The following is an 18,855-nucleotide window of genomic DNA, read 5'->3' on the forward strand; positions in this document are numbered from 1 at the left end:
TATATTATATACAACATTACTTTATTTATCAAGTAGAGAAGTCTTTACAAAACCCTTGAGAGCACGATAAGCTCCCTCAAATTGAAAGCGCATGCCGTCTGTGATGCCATACATTCCACGTGTCTCTTCCTCTTGTCGGGAGCCGTTTAAACTCTCAGAAACAAATTGGTGCAACGCTCCTGCCCAAATATCCAGCAAAACGTCTTCGCCTTCCAGCAATTTCCGATATTCATCCGACCCATAAATCGACATGATGAACTGACCCCAGAGCTCTTGTGCAAAATAATACAGCGTAGGCTCATGCACCTCAGCCTGCCCGGCTACCCGCTCCAGCACATGACTCACCTGCGGAGGAAAATCCTCCGTCTGCAGTGGCACGCTCTCGATCTCTACAAGTACCTTTTCATGTCCGCGAATCAGCTTCACTGTTCCCTGCATCCCACGCCGCTTAAGCGTCTGCAAGGTCCGAAATTGCAGCAGTGGATGAACATTATCCCCCTGTAGCCAAGTGGTCAGCTCCTCGTCAACGCCGCCACCTTCCAGATAGGATAGCTGCTCTAGTGCAAGTATTGTCGCCTCAGACAGTGGCTCATTCATCACCCGCTGCAGCAGCTTTTTGGGATACCCCGTATCCTCGTTCATTTTAGATTTAGCCAAAAAGCGGGCCATATCCTCTTCCCTTAAATCTTCGTCTTCGGGGTGAACAGCTCCCTCCGCATCTCCATTCTGGGACGCGTAAGGAAATGCCGTTTCGAGCCATTCCAGCAGGGACCGCCATTCCTCGTAATTTCGCTCTTCCTGTCCTTGACACTGCAGCAAAAAACGAAGCAGCTCCATCGCTTCCCCGTAGCGTTCACTTTCCAGCATCACCGTCAGCTGGATTTGATAATAGTCCAGTGTCTTGGGGAACAGGACGATATTCTCTTTGGTGGCGGGGGAATCCGAATGTTTAATGAGGGCACCTCCTTATGTCTACTTATGTGAATGGAATCCTAACCATTATAAAAGTTATTAATACCTTAAGCTTCTTCCGAAACTTAATAATTGTAGATTATAGCATACCCCGTACTCTTTTTAAAAAACAGCTTGAAAAAAAACACCCCATATGATATGATAATTCCTGCTTGCTTTTCTGCCAGCAACCATGTCCCGGTAGCTCAGCTGGATAGAGCATGCGCCTTCTAAGCGCACGGTCGGGGGTTCGAATCCCTTCCGGGACGTCATATAGAAACAGCCTTCCTTCGGGAAGGCTGTTTCTGTGTTCAGGGGAGGGGTTGGGCGGAGCTCAGGAGAAGGAATGGGCGGGGCTCAGGGAGTCACTGGGACGAATAGACGACTGAACGACTGAGCTTAAAGATTCGCGGCTCTAGATTAGCCGAGTCTCAGGGGTTCATGGAGCTTGGATTCCAAGCTCAGAACTTGATGAAAACTTTAGCCTTGTCGGAGCTCAGGATCCGATAGAGCTTAGCATTCGAAGCTTAGAATTCAGTGAAAACCCATGCCTCGTCGGGCTATGAGTCGATGGAGCTTAACTTTTGATGCTCGCTCGGACTTGGTCACACTTAGAACTCATTGGGGCTCAGGGTTATGTGAGCTTAGCAATCGTTGATCAGTTTTTATGAGTCAGTTCCACATCATCCCCCGCCGCATTAGAACATTACGGCTAATTTTCCGGAGAAACGCCGCTACATGCTATCTAATTGCATTTTCTGCAACTAAAAGTACCCTTTTACCTCCAAAACTCGCTTTAATTGCATTTCATACACTTATATTCTCAGATTTACGCCTAGAATGGCCTTTTCACCATTTTTAACTGCACAAAGTACAATTAAACCCAAACAAACCTATCCCCATCAAAAATAAATGCATAAAGTGCAATTAAAAACCACTCTTATCACCATTACTCACTACTCACTACTCACTACTCACCACTCACCACTCACCACTCACCACTCACCACTCATCACTCTCTACTCATTACTCACCACTCATCGCTCACTACTCATCGACTATTACTCTTCACATTCCCATTTCTGATTTTTAAATATGGAAACTTTTTTAGCTCTCTATAAGCGTGGCCAATCCAATTACTCAAAAGACACGCGCATTAGCAATTTTATCGAAGGATGTGAGTACCTTTGCTTATTTAATCGGGAATAAAAAAACTGTTCACGGCGATTTCTCGCCGAGAGACAGTTTTTTATGCATGTTCTTCCTATATAAGCGAATCAGCGCCCTTTTCGGCGATTTCCGAGCCAGAGCGGAAAACGGAAAGCAAAGTTAATAAACAGAACTACAAATACGAGTACGGCTGCTGATTTGTCAGCGATTTGCCGCGCATCTTCTACAATTGCTTCAGATTGTACATACCATAGATGCACTGCCAGGGTTTCTCCCGGCGAGAACAGATTAAAGTCCCACATTTCGCCCGAGGTACTGAGGCCAGCGGTAAGGATAATAACCGCAGACTCCCCGAAGGCGCGCCCAGCAACGAGACAAATCCCAGTAACAATGGCTGACATTGCAACGGGTAGAACTACTGTGCGGATCACATGGAATTTAGTCATGCCCAGTGCATATCCAGCTTCACGCATCTCCCCAGGAACAGCACGAATCGCTTCCTCCGTCACACGTGCAAGCATAGGCAGATTCAAAAGCGCCAAGCTTACCCCACCGCCAAGAATCGTCAGGCCGATTCCAAAATATTCAGCAAATATCGCAAGTCCAAGCATACCAAATACAATTGAAGGAACCGAAGAGAGAGCTTCTACACATATACGCAGGCCGCCTGTAAAAGCATTATCCGGAGCATACTCCGCCATATAAATCCCCGCACCTAAACCGATAGGGACGGAAATAAGCAGCGAGATGAACAAAATATAAAAAGAGTTGAAAAGTACAGGACCGATCCCGCCACCTATGTCAATCTCTTCAGGCTGTTTAATCAGGAAGTCAGGCCGCAGTGCTGGCAGACCTTTACTAAGAATCGTGAAGAGCAGCCAGAAGATTAGCAGCATAACTAAAGCCCCAAGCGTATAAAACCCAATAGTCGCGAGCTTATTGCGTCTCTGAGCACGCGCTGTATGCTTTGTACTTGCGAATCCGTTCACGCTGCATCCCTCCTTTTTCTACCCAGCACGCGGATGATCAGAATCAGTACAAATGAAATCACCAGCAGAAGAAAGGCCATCATATGTAGGGCATAATTCCAGGTTGATTCAAACTCTACATTCGAGATTTGCATAACGATGTTACTAGTCAAGACCGAGGCAGGTGTAAATAAGGTTTTTGCCAACTGTGGTGTGTTTCCGATAACCATAACTACAGCCATTGTCTCCCCCACAGCACGAGTCATCCCGAGGATGACTGCTGAGATAATCCCTCTGCTAGCCGCAGGCAAAACAACACGCATAATAACTTGCAGACGGGTAGATCCAAGAGCGTACGCAGCATCCCGATATTTGCGTGGAACAGCGACAATTGCATCATCACTGATTCGGCAAATTGTTGGCAGGACCATTAATGCGAGCACGAGGGCCGCAGCCAGTAATCCATCGCCCAAGCTCTCCCCACTAACTCTACGCAGAAAAGGAAGTAATACCGTTAAGCCTAAATAACCATATACTATAGAAGGAATACCAACGAGCAAATCGAGCACCGGGCGAATGAAGGTCTTCATCCACTTTGGAGCAATCTCCGCACAGAGCACGGCCATACCCACAGAAATAGGTACTGCGATCAGCAGGGTCAAAGCCGTCAGTGAAAGTGTATTTACAATGAAGGCAGCAGCCCCAAAGGAGTCCTCTTCAGGCGTCCAGTTAAAAGAAAAGAAAAAGTCCGCAGGCGAGAGATGACCAAACAGAAGCAGCGCCGTTTTGCCGATAAATAGAATTACAAGTCCAAGCACGAAGCAAAGTGCAAGAATGCTGAATAAGAAATAAAAGCGGAATAATCGGTTGCTAAACATATGTCTACTGTGACGTTTGGAGTTGGCGCTAACTTCTGTAACGCCCTCCTTAACCTTAGTTGCCAGGTTGTGGACTGGTGCCCCCATACTTTCCCTCCTGTAAGCGGCCAACCCCGTATCAAAATCGGGGCTGGCCGCTGTTACCGTTCAATATGATCTTCAGATGTTATTAACCCTTCATTGCTGCGATCGGAATGAATTTAAGCTTTTTCAGAGAACCTTGTTGGAACTTTTTGCTTTGTACGTATTCGATAAATTCTTTAGTTGCACCAGTAGGTTGGCCTTTAGTCATGTAGTAACCATAAGCCCAAATCTTATAAGAACCGTTAATTACGTTGTCTGTAGTAGCTGCGATACCGTTGTGTTTCACTGCTTTTACGTCGCCACTTACATAAACAAGGTCGATATAACCGATGGAGTTAGGAGTAGTTCCTACTGCTGTTTTCATGTCACCGGATGAACCTGTTTCTTTGTAGTTCTTAGCTTTTTTAACGATATCTCCGCCATCCAAGGCTTTAGCTTGATAGTTAACGCGGGTACCAGAACCGAAAGAGCGAGTGATGACAACGATATCTGCATCTGCGCCGCCTACTTCTTTCCAGTTGGTGATTTTGCCAGCGAAAATGCCTTTAAGTTGTTCTGTTGTAAGGTTATCTACACCCACATTTTTGTTTACAATCGTTGCAAAAGGAATGACAGCTACTTTGTTCGCTACCTGTCCGTCAAAAGCTTTGAAGCCTGGTACGTCGATGCTAGCATCCCAGTCGCAAGCGCCGATATCAGCGATGCCTTTTTTCACAGCTTGTGGTCCAGTTACAGAACCTTTACCAGATGCTGCGATTTTTACTTTAGGGTGCAGCTTTTGGAATTCTTTTGCCGCTTGCAAGGTCAATGGAAGAAGTGCGGTTGAACCGTTAACGGTGATTTTGCCACTAAGTGAATCTGCTGCTGCTGCAATCCCTGCAAAAGATGCGGTTACCGCGATTACGGCTGTTAAAGCCGTTACTGTTAATTTCTTGAAGATTTTCATTGTACTATTTTCTCCTCTCGGCTCTAGGCCGTTAAAATATGTTTGGGATAATCATTATTTAGTCAGTTGCAGCCCTTTACCGCCTTGGATAACCCATACGCTGTCGCCGCTCACAATCGCAAGCTTGCTTCCGTCTTTAGATACAGATACTTCAGATACATCTTCAGTCGTACGGAACAGTTCGGTCTTTGCACCACTACCATCGATAGAATAGATCACTGTGCTTCCGTCTGCCGTAGTACCTGCCACTACCAAACCATTGCTAACGCCAGTGGACCAATTCACTTCGATATCAAGTGCAATATTAGTGCTGGTTGCGTCCGCTTTTACAAGCTTCAGGGTATTCTTCGCATTGCCGTCTGCATCTGCGCTCAGGTATGCCACATTTCCATCAGCCAAAATCTCTGGGTAAAGCTTGTTATCCGCTGTAGTTGTTAATGCAGCTGGTTTAGCATCTTTTGTAGCCAGATCAAGCTTGTAAAGCTGCTCTCCTGCCGAGCTGAAGTCTACCGTAAGAGAATCTTCTGTGCTGTCTGCATCATTTTTAGCAACACCCGTCAAATTAACGATATAAACGGTGCTTTTTTCGTCAGCAGAAATGCGCAGTTCGGATTTATTCTCAACCTTGTCAGCCAATACGGATTTAACATCACCAGTCTCTACTGAGATTTTAGCGATTTTTTCTTGCTTGTCTCCTTGGATGAAATAAATGCTTTTCCCATCTTTGGACCAAACCAGATCTGTCTTCACGCTATTGTCGGTGCCTAGTGTTTTAACAGCTCCGCTAGACAAGTTAATCAGATTCAGCAAACCTTTCTCATCATTAAAAGCTCCCCACTGTTGATCCGGCGATACTGCAAAGTCCACCGCACTGTCATTTGACGAAAACACTTCATAGTTACCTGGTTCTGTACTGAATTTGATAAGCTGAGTAGTTTCAGCATCACTTTTGTTCGCAATCAGGTTACCAGCTGCTGTCCAGTGCAAAGTATCAAACAATCCTTCCGGACGTGCAAAGCTCAAAATCGTGCTAGCATCAGCGTCCAGCTCTCCACCTAATGCAATAACTAACTTAGTCAGCTCTACATAGGTTTTACCGTTATAAAACACTGGAGCCACTGTGAACGATTCGGAATTACCATCTACTTGATAGCTCTTTGAGCCTGTTTTGAGTTGCACATTATGTAGTCCTTTGCTGTCGTTAAGTTCAAACCCGCTTGTTCCCAGTACTACCTTAGCCCCAATTTCACCAGCTACCTGAGTCAGCGAGTAAAGCTTGTAACCACTGCTGTTAATGGTGTTAAACACAATCGGCGTTCCGTTTACATTCCAAGTAGTTGTACCTTCTTTAACTGCTGTAACAGCAGCGACTTGATTGGTAGCTACAGATTTTACATTACTGCCGGTGCTAGCTGCAGATACACTTCCAACGCCTACTGTTGCAAGAAGTGCTGAAGCCAACGTTGCGCTAATCCATTTACTGTTTTTCAATTAGATTCACCCTTTTCGTATAGGTAACTGCTAATGTCATTTTCGTCTACAATTGTCAATTCTGTTGCAGAGGAATGTAATGGAAATATTAACTAGTATTCTTTTTTTAAAAAAATCAGGTATATTAGCTCATTTAACAATTTTCTTGCTCTAAACCAAATGAACTAAAGAGCAAAACAGCCTCTTTTCGTAAAAAGGTGCTTGGTGTGGTTACCTTATTGAGTTGGAGAATTGTTTGGGATTTGGTGTGACTTAGGGACTAATTTGAGATTGCAGGCGGGTGGGGGGAAGCTTGTTGCTGAGGTCGATGGGCACGGTGAGTATATGTGGAGTTCGCTTGGGCACGTGGGAAAGCTTGTTGAGGAGGTCGATGGGCACTTGGAGTATATTGCGGTGGTCGCTTGGGCGGGTGGGGAGCGTATTACGGAGATCACTTGGCGGGTGGGGGAAGCTTGTTACTGGCGAGAGTCTGCTATCAATTATGTGGCTGCTGCTTACGATTTAAAAACTAACTGGTCTGTTGGGGCGCTTTCTGCGTAAGGGGCATCGTAGGAGATTCGGCTGATTGTACGGGATTTATACCGTTCTTTTACTGAATTTAGTAGGATTGGGCTCGTTGTGCGGGATTTATACCGTTCTTTTGCTAACTTTAGCGGGATTGGGTACATTGTACGGGATTTATACCGTTCTTTTACTGACTTTAGTAGGATCGGGCTCATTGTGCGGGATTTATACCGTTCTTTTACTGACTTCAGTCGGATTGAGCTCTTTGTGAGGGATTTATACCGTTCTTTTGCTAACTTTAGCGGGATTGGTTACATTGTGCGGGATTTATACCGTTCTTTAGCTTGATTTATCTAAATCATGCCTATTTAGTGGCATTTATGCCCTTCTTTTGTCTGGTTTAGGTAAACCCGTGCTATTTTGAGGCAATTATGCCTTTCTTTTAGCTGATTTAAGTGGATCGACGCCATTTAAGGGCATTTATGCCTTTCTATTACCTAGTTTAGGCGGACTGACACTATTTAGTGGCACTTTTGCCTGTCATTCAAATCATCTCTATATACATAGTAAAAGGACAAGTTGAATTAACAAACCTCAATCGGGATTAAGCTTATACTGTGGGATACATTTGTATAAAATATATGGTTTACAATTCCTAACTTTTGATGCAGAGTAATGAGTGAGTACTCACTCATTATGTACTTAGAGTGTTTAACGCAATGCAGTTCAACACCATCACCATCACCATCACCATCACCATCACCATCACCATCACCATCACCATCACCATCACCATCACCATCACCATCACCATCACCATCACCACCATCTACACCTTCTACACCTTCTACACCTTCTACACCTTCTACACCAGCAACATCTTCAACTTAAGTAAGTATCCTAGAACATTCAGAATCGAGGAGATAAACATGGGTTCAGAGGTTCCAGTTATTTCAGTGAGCCATGTCGGGAAAGCGTTTGGAGAGAAACAGGTGCTCGAGGATATTTCGCTTCAAGTGGAACGTGCGGAAACCTTTGGCATATTAGGGCCATCGGGCTCAGGAAAAACAACATTAGTGAAGCTGCTTACAGGTATCGATGAGGTAACCTCCGGCGAGGTGAAAATACTTGGCGTGACGATGCCGAAGCTGACTATGCTGCAACAGATTGGGTATATGGCCCAGTCTGATGCCTTGTACACGGAGCTTAGCGCGAAGGAGAATCTGGAGTTTTTTGCAGCGCTATATGGACTAAAGGGGGAGCAACGCTCCAAACGCATCACAGCCGTAATGGAGATCGTTAATTTACAAGATCATTTAAGAAAAAGAGTAGACCAATACTCCGGCGGGATGAAACGCCGCTTATCATTGGCGATCGCGCTGCTGCATGAACCGCCGTTGCTTATTCTTGATGAGCCTACAGTTGGCATAGATCCGGTATTGCGGCTATCCATCTGGAAGGAACTAAAAGCGCTGAACCAGAAAGGCACCACTATTGTGCTGACCACGCATGTCATGGATGAGGCTGAAAAATGTGACCGGCTCGGAATGATCCGTGATGGCAAGCTGCTTGCTGCCGACACGCCTGCCGGACTGCTGCAAGCCACCGGTTCAGCTTCTATTGAAGAAGCCTTTTTATATTATGGAGGTGTGCGTTCATGAGAATCCGAGCGATCACCTTAAGGATTTTGCGACAATTCATTCATGATAAAAGAACAATGGCATTAATGTTCATTGCACCACTCCTCGTTCTAAGCTTAATGAGCTTGGTCTTCAACGGTGACGCCTATGAACCAAAAATCGGTGTGTCCGGTGTACCTCTAAATATGTCAGCTGCGTTAAAAGAACAAAATGCCACCATCAAAGAATATGCCAGCGCAGAGCTGGGAAAAGGCGCTTTAGTAGAAGGAAAAATTGACGCTTTGATCACTTTGAACGGAACCGCCGGAGATTCGCAAGTTACGCCTCAAGTGCTGCTAGAAGGTAGCAACCCTACAGCCAACAAGGCAGTAATCATGACGCTGCAACAAATCTCCCAGAAGCTTCTTCCAAGCACAAAGGAACAATTACAGCCGCAGATCAGCTATCTTTACGGTTCTGAGAATATGAAGACGATCGACCGTTTCGGTCCCATTATGATTGGCGTATTTGTTTTCTTTTTCGTATTCTTGATTGCAGGTGTATCCTTCTTAAGGGAACGAACCACAGGCACGCTTGAACGCCTACTTTCGACTCCATTAAAAAGATGGGAGATTGTGATCGGGTATGTATGTGGTTTCGGCATATTTACCGTTTTTCAGGCGCTATTGATCTCATGGTATTCCATACAGATTCTTGGCATTATGATGACAGGCAGCTTTGGTTACGTGTTGCTGATCACATTACTCCTATCGATGACAGCGCTGACGTTGGGCACACTGCTGTCGGCTTTTGCAGCCAATGAGTTGCAGATGATTCAGTTCATTCCGCTCATTATAGTGCCACAAATCTTCCTCAGTGGATTATTCCCGCTCGATACCCTCCCACTGTGGCTCCAGCGCGTTGGCCTCGCTACACCGATCTATTACGGATCAGAAGCTCTGATGGACATTATGGTCCGTGGCAAAGGATGGAGCGCAATTGCACTGGATGTCTATGTACTTATAGGATTTTCGCTGCTATTTATGCTGCTGAATGTATTGGCACTGCGCAAGCATCGCAAAATGTAACTTCACAAAAGCTATTATCATTGAAACAAAATGAATTAAGCATGGAGGATTATTGTAATGAAAGAGGAAGTTTCTACGGAACAAAATATAGAAGAGCAGTGGATAGAAGAGCTGCTGACCCTTAGCAAAGACGAGAAACTGACACCGAAGCAGATTTCTATTCTACAAGCGGCGATTGAGGTATTCTCCGAAAAAGGATACTCTCTGCGACTTCAACGAGTGAAATTTCTCAGAAGGCGGGCGTGGCCGAGGGAACGATTTTTCGCTATTACAAGACTAAAAATGATCTGCTGCTTGCCATAGTAGGTCCTACCATGAGTCGCATGCTTGCGCCTTTTGTGCTGCGGAATTTCAACGGCGTGCTCGATATGCCCTACGACAGCTTCGAGGAGTTCCTGCGGGCATTTATGATCAATCGGCTGGATTTCGCCCGCAAGAATTTTAAAATTCTTAAGATTCTTATTCAGGAGATTCCTTTTCAGCCAACAGTTAGAGCGCAGTTTGTAGAGAATATTCTTAGCAAAATACTGGAGCGCGTGATTGATATTGTTGAACATTTTAAGGAAAAGGGTGAAATCATAGAGGTGCCTACACCCACACTTATACGCTTCACACTCTCATCTGTCGTAGGTTATTTGATGAATCGCTTGCTGCTGCAGCCAGATAAGGACTGGAACGACGAGGAAGAAATCAACCTGACGATCGCTTTTATCATGCATGGAATAAGTAAAGCAACACCCCCTATTTGATGCGCACGCCCGTTCTGTTATCATAAGTACTATATTAAATTCGGACTTTTCGAGATCAAGTTATGAGGAAGGAATTATGTTATGGGCTTTAGTGTATCAGAACGGGTAATCAAACTGCTGTGCGGCAAGTCTATTTTTGAAAAAGGATTAGCTTATTACCAAACTGAAAGTGTCGATATAATTGAAGTTGAAGAATACAATGACTCCATTCCAGATTTACCCCGCTCTCGATATGAAGCCATTGTTCAGGGGGCGATCGACTATGAAGTTATGGTGGTCATTGATATTGATGGGGATGTCCAGGCAGAGTGTAATTGTCCAGCCTACTCCCATGGGGGGCCATTCTGTAAACATATCGCGGCTGTAATGATCAACGTTGACGCCCTTAAAACTGGCCGAGATCGTTCAGAGCTTACCGATACTTCGCACCTGTCTTCTATAGAAGATACTGAGATTCTAACCCCACGTATTTTTACAGATACTGCGCAAGACAAGGGGGAAAGTCCAAAGATCAACAGCTCGTGAGCAGCCTACTGGGGATGTTCAGCAACCATACACCGCGTCCTAGCGGTACGGGGGCTTTTGTAGATAACAGACTTCCTCTAAATATAGAGTTTACATGCAAGCCGTTCACTTATAGTTACAGCCACACCATGCTGGGTATAGAAATGAAAGTCGGTCCAAAACGTCTATATATTGTTCAGAAAATAAGGGGATTTCTAGAAAGTGTACACCGCGGAGAATCCTTTGAGTTCACGAAACATTTTATTTATGATCCTGCCATTTACAGCTTCCGGAAGGAAGATAATGTTGTTCTACAGAAGCTGATTGATATTGTATTAAATGAAAAAATGTACCGCGATAACGTCACTCCTTACTCACCTTATGGGGGGAGTATTGGGGGAGATCGGTTGCTGGCCGTCCCTCCTTTTTTCTGGGAGTCGCTTCAACCTGCGCTTTCAGAGGTCTCGTCGGTATTTTTGCAACAAGAAGAGGTGCTATACGAAGGCATCCACGTGTCCAATGAGGCGCCTCCACTCAGCTTTGAATTTGAACAGGCAGAAGAGGATGGATATCATCTGGATATTCAAGGACTTGAGCAGATTTCGGTCTTAGAAGATTACGGGATAGTACTGTCGGAAGGTAAGTTGCTGAAGCTATCCCCTCAAGAATGCATACGCCTTGCTGAAATGAAAAAAATGCTGGATTCCTCCCGCCGAAATGGTATCGATATTGCCCCCGAGCAAATGGAGTCTTTTATGGACAAGGTTATTCCTGGTCTGAAAAAGCTGGGCAACGTCCATATCGCCGACTCCATTGCGGATCGAATTGTTCAACATAGGCTTATCGCGAGGCTTTATCTGGACCGTGTGAGAGATCGGCTGCTCGCCGGACTAGAGTTCCAATATGGTGACATTGTGATCAACCCTTTAGATGAAAAAGCCCATGTTCGCGGGACGAATTTGATTCTTTTGCGAGACGGGGAGGGAGAAGCTCGCATTCTGGAGCTGATGGAACACGAATCCTTCGCTAAAACTGAGGGCGGATATATTATGACAGACGAAGAGGGCGAGTACGATTTTTTGTACCATACCATTCCGCTGCTGGAACCGCTGCTTTCGGTCTATGCGACCTCCGCAGTCAAAGCAAGACTGTTTACGAGCACTACACCCCTAAGGTGAGCATTAGTTGGAATGAAAAGACGGACTGGCTTGATTTTAAATTCGATATGGGGGGATTCCAGAAGCTGAGATTGTTATGGTTCTGAAATCCCTGCAGGAAAAACGCAGATACTACCGCTTGCCTGATGGGGCCCTGCTACCACTGGAGAGCGAGGAGCTTCAAGAAATCATTACCTTTATGAATGATATAGGCATCCGGGAAGGTGAGATCAAAGGGGTGGAATTTTCTCTGCCCGTTGTTCGCGGGCTACATTTGACCTCCACGGATGCTAAGAGTGACTCCATTAAGCTGGGCAGATCCTTTAAAAGGTTACTTGCGAACATGCGGAATCCTGAGAATCTTGATTTTCCTATACCTGACAGTCTGGTTCCTGTGCTAAGGGATTATCAACAGTATGGTTTTCAGTGGCTGAAGACGTTGGCCTATTACCGTTTTGGTGGTATTTTGGCGGATGATATGGGGTTAGGCAAAACGCTGCAAAGTATCGCTTTTCTCCTGTCAGAACTTCCAGAGATCCGTCAGAATGGACTTCCTGCCCTAATTGTCGCTCCTGCGTCTCTCACTTATAACTGGCTTAATGAGCTTAAAAAATTCACGCCAGAGATCAAAGCTGTCATTGCAGACGGTAGTCTAATTGAGCGCGGGCGGATTTTAAAAAATACAGCAAAAGCTGATGTAATCATCACTTCTTATCCGTTGCTTCGCAGAGATGTTCAGCTGTATGCTAAAAAGTCTTTTCATACCCTGATTCTCGATGAAGCACAAACTATAAAAAACCATACTACACAGACAGCCCAAGCTGTAATGGCGCTTCAAGCCCGGCACCGTTTTGCACTTACGGGTACTCCCGTGGAGAATGCGTTGGAAGATTTATGGTCCATTTTCGGCACCGTGTTCCTGGGTTGTTTCCAGGCAAAAAAGCTTTTCATGATTTACCAAGAGAAACGGTTGCGAAGCGGGCGCGTCCCTTTTTGCTGCGGCGCTTAAAGAGTGATGTGTTAAAGGAACTTCCGGACAAAATCGAATCCGTACAAGCATGTGAACTGCTGCCGGAGCAAAAAAAGTTATATGTAGCTTATCTCGCCCGTTTGAAAAAAGAGGCGCTTAAGCATTTGACCCAAGATAGCTTCGGCAATAATAATCGGATCAAAGTTCTGGCGGGACTAACTCGTCTGCGACAGTTGTGCTGCCACCCTGCTCTTTTTGTCGATGGATATGAAGGAAGCTCTGCTAAATTCGAGCAGCTGCTCGAAATTATAGAAGAATGTCGCAGTTCGGGTAAACGTATGTTAGTATTCTCACAATTCACAGAGATGCTCGGCCTGATTGGACGTGAACTAGGATATCAGGGCATTCCATACTTTTATTTAGATGGTCAAACGCCTGTTTCTCAACGAGTAGATTTATGTAATAAATTTAATGAAGGAGAGCGTGATATTTTCTTAATCTCCTTAAAGGCCGGCGGGACCGGGCTCAACCTAACTGGGGCAGACACTGTAATCCTTTACGATCTTTGGTGGAACCCTGCCGTCGAGCAGCAAGCTGCGGATCGGGCTCACCGTATCGGGCAGAAAAATGTAGTGCAAGTAATTCGTCTCGTCACCCAAGGCACCGTAGAGGACAAGATGTATGAGCTGCAGCAGAAGAAAAAGAACTTGATCGATGAGGTCATCCAGCCAGGTCAAGAAAGCCTGTCTACCCTTACAGAGCAAGACATCCGGGAGATTCTAATGATCTAAATAACAACGTTGGAGAAAAAATCAGGATATCCTGCAGCCCATAGGGCTATCTGGATATCCCTTTTTCTTCAGATTATGCGATTGTAACTCCTGCACTAGCATAGCCAGCAACAGTTGTTGCAACGTCAATGCCAGCCGTGACCGTCGAAGTGAAGACCAACAACAAGCGTTCTCCCACAGTTACAGGGATGCTCAAACCTGTGGTATTACCACTGCTAATAGTTCCAAGAGCAATTAATCCTGTAAGCGGAGGACTTAACGTAACTAAAGCCCCAGGTACTGCTGTGAAGGTATTGTTAGGTGTAGTAGATCTGTATAATTGAGCCGTGATTGTTACCGTAGTCCCCACTAAACTAACGGAAGCTGTCGCACTGAAATAGGCTGCCATAGAAGTAAGCGTTCCAGTTCTAGGAACCGAGAACGCAAAGTTCAGCAAGGTTCCAGCCGCTCCGGTGAGATCTATAGTACCGCCTGTAATACTGATATTGGTTGCACTGCTACCAAAACCAACTGCACTTGAAGTATTCAAAAGCCCCCTAATACAGTGGTCATTGCTACTGGAAGACCAGAAGAATATGGAATAATTGCACCTGAACCAGTAGCACCTGTTGCTCCAGTTACACCAGCACCTGTCGCTCCCGTTACTCCAGCACTTCCTGTCGCTCCCGTTGCTCCCGTTACTCCAGCACTTCCTGTCGCTCCCGTTGCTCCAGTGCTTCCTGTCGCTCCCGTTACACCAGCAGTTCCCGTTGCTCCCGTTACTCCAGCAGTTCCTGTCGCTCCCGTTACACCAGCAGTTCCCGTTGCTCCCGTTGCTCCCGTTACTCCAGCAGTTCCTGTTGCTCCGGTTACACCAGCTACTCCTGTTGCTCCCGTTACACCAGCTACTCCCGTTGCTCCCGTTGCTCCAGCAGTTCCTGTTGCTCCGGTTACGCCAGCACCAGTCGCTCCCGTTGCTCCAGTGCTTCCTGTTGCTCCCGTTGCTCCAGCAGTTCCTGTTGCTCCGGTTACGCCAGCACCTGTCGCTCCCGTTGCTCCAGCAGTTCCCGTTGCTCCCGTTACACCAGCACTTCCTGTCGCTCCCGTTGCTCCAGCAGTTCCCGTTGCTCCCGTTACACCAGCACTTCCTGTCGCTCCCGTTGCTCCAGTGCTTCCTGTCGCTCCCGTTACACCAGCAGTTCCTGTCGGTCCCGTTGCTCCAGCAGTTCCTGTTGCTCCGGTTACGCCAGCACCTGTCGCTCCCGTTGCTCCAGTGCTTCCTGTTGCTCCCGTTGCTCCGACGCTTCCTGTCGCTCCAGTAGCTCCAGCACCTGTGGCTCCGGTTACGCCAGCACCTGTCGCTCCCGTTGCACCAACGCTTCCTGTAGCTCCAGTAGCTCCAGTAGCACCTGTAATTCCTATATTTTCTCCATATAATTCAGAGTAGACAAGGCGGTGAGCAGTCACTAATTGACCTGTGCTGCTTTTCCCCCAAACTGAAATTTGAATGGGATCATCAATCATAATTGGTGTTGTGAATAAAAATTCAAATGAATCAAAGTTTGCATAATAATCATTAGTAATTACTTGATTAGGAGCTACATTAACCAGCTCACTTACATATAAAGTTCTTGTCCCATTCATATAATAACCTTCGACTTGAACTGTTGACGGAGTGTCATCGCTCTGATTGACAATTTTAAGAGTAACAAGCTGAGTAGGTCTTACACCCCCTACCAGATTATTTTCTATGGGACCAGTAGATAGTTGACTCAATTTTCAACACCTCATTTTGTATAGATTTTAAAATACTCGTATTATTTGAATTTCAAAAATCAAATCAATCGAACAAGATTCTCCTCAATAGCTTTGTATAAAATGTGTTTTTATCTATAATCATTCCTCCCACCTACTCTAAGTTGATAATCTATGAGCCTAGAAAATTAGTTCATATTTTTTGGCTCTTTATAGTATTATTCTTGTTTTGAATTAAGGTGTGGACATCCATTTAAAAACTACTATTACACATATTTGATTTATTAAAATAAGCTGAAAATCCGTACTGGTTTAATAGAATAAGAATCTAATAAGCAACATTCCAGTCGACTTATAACATATGCCAACAAAACAGGGGGTAACCCGAGAGCCACACTAACGGCTACCGAATTACCCCTGTTATAAACACTGAACTTGAAGATAAATAAGCTTAAGTTAATTCATGAACAGACCAGACGATACCTGCTGAGTTCGCTCCACCCAAATTCAAAGGAACCGTCAAACCATTTGCCACATAGAACAAGCCAATCACATCACCTGCGGTTAATGCAAATTCTCCAGCCAGCGTCACAGTACCACTTCCCAAAATTGCTCTCAAATCTAATATAAGTGCAACATTCACATCAAGTACTGGGAACAACCCACTTACCAGATTTGTTGCAGTAGGAGAAGTTCTCTGAACTACGAAAGCCGGATTAACTCCAGCACCAAGACTGATAGAAAGTGAGGCAGTTGTAGAATAATTGATAGTCGCTTCAATCGAATATCTACCAGTTGTCGGAATGGTATAATTTCCGCCAACTTCGTCGAAAGACGGGCTATCATAAAAAGGTGTTGTTACAGTCCAGCCAGTTAATTGTGTAGATGTGGAAATTGCCAATGAGGGCTTGAAAGCAGAAAACCCTTCTTGTTGAATATTCGGACCTGTAGCTCCAGTTACTCCGGTAGCTCCGGTAGCTCCGGTTACACCAGCTATTCCAGTTGCTCCGGTTACACCAGCTACTCCTGTTGCTCCGGTTGCCCCAGCTACTCCCGTTGCTCCAGTCGCTCCTGCTTCACCCGTTGCTCCGGTTGCCCCAGCTACTCCCGTTGCTCCGGTTACACCAGCTACTCCAGTCGCTCCCGTTGCTCCAGCTACTCCCGTTGCTCCGGTCACCCCTGTTTCACCCGTTGCTCCGGTTACACCAGCTACTCCTGTTGCTCCCGTTGCTCCTGCTACTCCAGTCGCTCCGGTTACTCCTGTTTCACCCGTTGCTCCGGTTACACCAGCTACTCCTGTTGCCCCCGTTGCTCCTGCTACTCCAGTCGCTCCGGTTACTCCTGTTTCACCCGTTGCTCCGGTTACACCAGCTACTCCTGTTGCCCCCGTTGCTCCTGCTACTCCAGTCGCTCCGGTTACTCCTGTTTCACCCGTTGCTCCGGTTACACCAGCTACTCCTGTTGCTCCGGTTGCCCCAGCTACTCCCGTTGCTCCAGTCGCTCCAGCTTCACCCGTTGCTCCGGTTGCCCCAGCTACTCCCGTTGCTCCGGTTGCTCCAGCTACTCCTGTCGCTCCGGTTGCTCCGGTCGCTCCAGTCGCCCGTTTGCTCCTGTAGCTCCAGTCTCTCCTGCTCCAGTCGCTCCCGTTGCTCCGTCTGCTCCCGTTGCTCCTGTTGCACCTGTAGCTCCATCTGCTCCTGTTGCCCCAGTCTCTCCTGCTCCGGTCGCCCCGGTTGCTCCGTCTGCTCCCGTTGCACCCGTTGCTCCATCCGCTCCGGTTGCACCAGTCACTCCATCTGCTCCTGTTGCACCTGTTGCCCCTGTCTCTCCTGCTCCGGTCGCTCCTGTAGCACCCGTTGCTCCGTCAGCTCCCGTTGCACCAGTCGCCCCAGTTACTCCGTCTGCTCCTGTTGCCCCAGTCTCTCCTGCTCCGGTCGCCCCGGTTGCTCCGTCTACTCCCGTTGCACCCGTTGCTCCATCCGCTCCGGTTGCACCAGTCGCCCCCGTTGCACCAGTTACTCCATCTGCTCCTGTTGCCCCAGTCTCTCCTGCTCCGGTCGCTCCCGTTGCTCCTGTTGCTCCATCCGCTCCGGTTGCACCAGTCGCCCCCGTTGCACCAGTTACTCCGTTTGCTCCTGTAGCTCCAGTCTCTCCTGCTCCAGTCGCTCCCGTTGCTCCGTCTGCTCCCGTTGCTCCTGTTGCACCTGTAGCTCCATCTGCTCCTGTTGCCCCAGTCTCTCCTGCTCCGGTCGCCCCGGTTGCTCCGTCTGCTCCCGTTGCACCCGTTGCTCCATCCGCTCCTGTTGCCCCAGTCTCTCCTGCTCCAGTCGCTCCCGTTGCTCCGTCTGCTCCCGTTGCTCCTGTTGCACCTGTAGCTCCATCTGCTCCTGTTGCCCCAGTCTCTCCTGCTCCGGTCGCCCCGGTTGCTCCGTCTGCTCCCGTTGCACCCGTTGCTCCATCCGCTCCCGTTGCACCAGTCACTCCATCTGCACCTGTTGCACCTGTCTCTCCTGCTCCGGTCGCTCCTGTTGCACCCGTTGCTCCATCGGCTCCTGTTGCACCTGTAGCTCCATCGGCTCCTGTCGCCCCAGTCTCTCCTGCTCCGGTCGCTCCTGTTGCACCCGTTGCTCCATCGGCTCCTGTTGCACCTGTAGCTCCATCGGCACCTGTTGCCCCAGTCTCTCCTGCTCCAGTCGCTCCAGTTGCTCCATCCGCTCCCGTTGCACCAGTCGCCCCAGTCACTCCATCTGCACCAGTAGCTCCAGTCTCTCCTGCGCCGGTCGCTCCCGTTGCTCCTGTTGCTCCATCCGCTCCCGTTGCACCAGTCGCCCCGGTCGCGCCAGTTATTCCTTGCGTTACACCAAGCAATTCTGCATGTACAAGTCGATGGGCAGTCACAATCTGGCCAACGCTATTTTTTCCCCATACTGAGATTTGAATCGGATCATCTACCAGACTTGTAGTTGTAAAAATAAATTCGAACGCATCAAAATCGCCATAATAATCACGTGTTATAACTTCATTAGGTGCTACATTTATCAGCTCGCTTACATATAAAGTTCTTGTCCCATCCATATAGTATCCTTGAACAAGAGCCATTGATGAATCAATGTCACTTCGGTTATCAATTTTGACAGTAACATGCTGAGTAGGTCTTACACCCCCTACCATACTATTGTCTATCGGTCCGGTAGATAAATAACTCAATTTCTCATCACTCCTTTAACGTTAACTGTGTCACAAAAATAATT

14 protein-coding genes, 1 tRNA gene and 2 pseudogenes are annotated in these 18,855 nt (G+C 47.0%); 9 read left to right on the forward strand and 8 right to left on the reverse strand.

Annotation, left to right across the window (positions count from 1 at the left end; all coding sequences use genetic code 11):
* Positions 1–21 precede the first annotated feature (21 nt).
* On the reverse strand, positions 22–867 hold the full coding sequence (locus NST25_RS24930; RefSeq protein WP_036685042.1) for a hypothetical protein: 846 nt from the start codon (positions 865–867) through the stop codon (positions 22–24).
* A gap of 279 nt (positions 868–1,146) precedes the next feature.
* Between NST25_RS24930 and NST25_RS24935 the strand changes: the two genes are divergently transcribed.
* A tRNA-Arg gene (locus NST25_RS24935) sits at positions 1,147–1,220 on the forward strand.
* A gap of 1,008 nt (positions 1,221–2,228) precedes the next feature.
* Here NST25_RS24935 and pstA read toward each other — a convergent pair.
* The 4 genes from pstA to NST25_RS24955 all read right to left on the reverse strand — a co-directional run bounded on the left by pstA (position 2,229) and on the right by NST25_RS24955 (position 6,488).
* Positions 2,229–3,110, reverse strand: coding sequence for a phosphate ABC transporter permease PstA (pstA, locus tag NST25_RS24940; RefSeq protein WP_076129433.1), 882 nt, complete (start codon positions 3,108–3,110; stop codon positions 2,229–2,231).
* Positions 3,107–4,054, reverse strand: coding sequence for a phosphate ABC transporter permease subunit PstC (gene pstC, locus NST25_RS24945; protein ID WP_036685038.1), 948 nt, complete (start codon positions 4,052–4,054; stop codon positions 3,107–3,109). Before pstC ends, pstA begins: the two co-directional genes overlap by 4 nt.
* 82 nt (positions 4,055–4,136) lie before the next feature.
* Positions 4,137–4,997, reverse strand: coding sequence for a phosphate ABC transporter substrate-binding protein (locus NST25_RS24950; RefSeq protein ID WP_038573065.1), 861 nt, complete (start codon positions 4,995–4,997; stop codon positions 4,137–4,139).
* 54 nt (positions 4,998–5,051) lie between these two features.
* Complete coding sequence (locus NST25_RS24955; RefSeq protein WP_340392705.1) at positions 5,052–6,488, reverse strand: stalk domain-containing protein; 1,437 nt, start codon at positions 6,486–6,488, stop codon at positions 5,052–5,054.
* Positions 6,489–6,866: 378 nt separating this feature from the next.
* Between NST25_RS24955 and NST25_RS24960 the strand changes: the two genes are divergently transcribed.
* The 8 genes and pseudogenes from NST25_RS24960 (at position 6,867) to NST25_RS24995 (ending at position 13,870) form a co-directional block, all read left to right on the forward strand.
* Positions 6,867–7,028, forward strand: a complete 162-nt coding sequence (locus NST25_RS24960; RefSeq protein ID WP_340392706.1) for a hypothetical protein — start codon at positions 6,867–6,869, stop codon at positions 7,026–7,028.
* A gap of 25 nt (positions 7,029–7,053) precedes the next feature.
* Positions 7,054–7,263 carry a hypothetical protein gene (locus NST25_RS24965; RefSeq protein WP_143762429.1) on the forward strand — a complete coding sequence of 70 codons (210 nt, stop codon included), beginning with the start codon at positions 7,054–7,056 and terminating at the stop codon, positions 7,261–7,263.
* A gap of 658 nt (positions 7,264–7,921) precedes the next feature.
* Positions 7,922–8,653, forward strand: a complete 732-nt coding sequence (locus NST25_RS24970) for an ABC transporter ATP-binding protein (RefSeq protein ID WP_076129437.1) — start codon at positions 7,922–7,924, stop codon at positions 8,651–8,653.
* Positions 8,650–9,699, forward strand: a complete 1,050-nt coding sequence (locus NST25_RS24975) for an ABC transporter permease (protein ID WP_340392707.1) — start codon at positions 8,650–8,652, stop codon at positions 9,697–9,699. The genes NST25_RS24970 and NST25_RS24975 overlap by 4 nt, the downstream gene beginning before the upstream one ends.
* Positions 9,700–9,756: 57 nt before the next feature.
* Positions 9,757–10,002, forward strand: coding sequence for a hypothetical protein (locus tag NST25_RS24980; RefSeq protein ID WP_340392708.1), 246 nt, complete (start codon positions 9,757–9,759; stop codon positions 10,000–10,002).
* Entirely contained in the window at positions 9,942–10,448 is a 507-nt protein-coding gene (locus NST25_RS24985; RefSeq protein WP_340392709.1) for a TetR/AcrR family transcriptional regulator, read from the forward strand. The genes NST25_RS24980 and NST25_RS24985 overlap by 61 nt, the downstream gene beginning before the upstream one ends.
* A gap of 81 nt (positions 10,449–10,529) precedes the next feature.
* Positions 10,530–10,973: an SWIM zinc finger family protein gene (locus NST25_RS24990; RefSeq protein WP_340392710.1), complete on the forward strand. Its 444-nt coding sequence runs from the start codon at positions 10,530–10,532 to the stop codon at positions 10,971–10,973.
* Between the two features lie 14 nt (positions 10,974–10,987).
* Positions 10,988–13,870, forward strand: a pseudogene (locus NST25_RS24995) (DEAD/DEAH box helicase).
* 73 nt (positions 13,871–13,943) lie between these two features.
* Here the strand turns inward: NST25_RS24995 and NST25_RS25000 are convergent.
* The 3 genes and pseudogenes from NST25_RS25000 to NST25_RS25010 form a co-directional block, all read right to left on the reverse strand.
* Positions 13,944–15,493: pseudogene (locus NST25_RS25000) on the reverse strand (exosporium glycoprotein BclB-related protein).
* Positions 15,494–16,055: 562 nt separating this feature from the next.
* The gene (locus NST25_RS25005) at positions 16,056–16,781 is read right to left on the reverse strand and encodes a collagen-like protein (RefSeq protein WP_179088797.1); all 726 of its coding nucleotides are present in this window, start codon (positions 16,779–16,781) and stop codon (positions 16,056–16,058) included.
* A gap of 383 nt (positions 16,782–17,164) precedes the next feature.
* Entirely contained in the window at positions 17,165–18,811 is a 1,647-nt protein-coding gene (locus tag NST25_RS25010; RefSeq protein WP_340392711.1) for a collagen-like protein, read from the reverse strand.
* Positions 18,812–18,855: the final 44 nt, after the last annotated feature.

It is taken from the genome of Paenibacillus sp. FSL E2-0190 (assembly GCF_037992965.1).
Lineage (GTDB): Bacteria > Bacillota > Bacilli > Paenibacillales > Paenibacillaceae > Paenibacillus_AQ > Paenibacillus_AQ odorifer.

What these genes read in the sequence shown, in the direction of transcription:
- NST25_RS24950 (WP_038573065.1), bottom strand. Translation starts at nt 4,997, where the DNA reads ATGAAAATCTTCAAGAAATTAACAGTAACGGCTTTAACAGCCGTAATC.
- NST25_RS24970 (WP_076129437.1), top strand. Translation starts at nt 7,922, where the DNA reads ATGGGTTCAGAGGTTCCAGTTATTTCAGTGAGCCATGTCGGGAAAGCG.
- NST25_RS24990 (WP_340392710.1), top strand. Translation starts at nt 10,530, where the DNA reads ATGGGCTTTAGTGTATCAGAACGGGTAATCAAACTGCTGTGCGGCAAG.
- NST25_RS24930 (WP_036685042.1), bottom strand. Translation starts at nt 867, where the DNA reads ATGCTGGAAAGTGAACGCTACGGGGAAGCGATGGAGCTGCTTCGTTTT.
- pstC (WP_036685038.1), bottom strand. Translation starts at nt 4,054, where the DNA reads ATGGGGGCACCAGTCCACAACCTGGCAACTAAGGTTAAGGAGGGCGTT.
- NST25_RS24975 (WP_340392707.1), top strand. Translation starts at nt 8,650, where the DNA reads ATGAGAATCCGAGCGATCACCTTAAGGATTTTGCGACAATTCATTCAT.
- NST25_RS24980 (WP_340392708.1), top strand. Translation starts at nt 9,757, where the DNA reads ATGAAAGAGGAAGTTTCTACGGAACAAAATATAGAAGAGCAGTGGATA.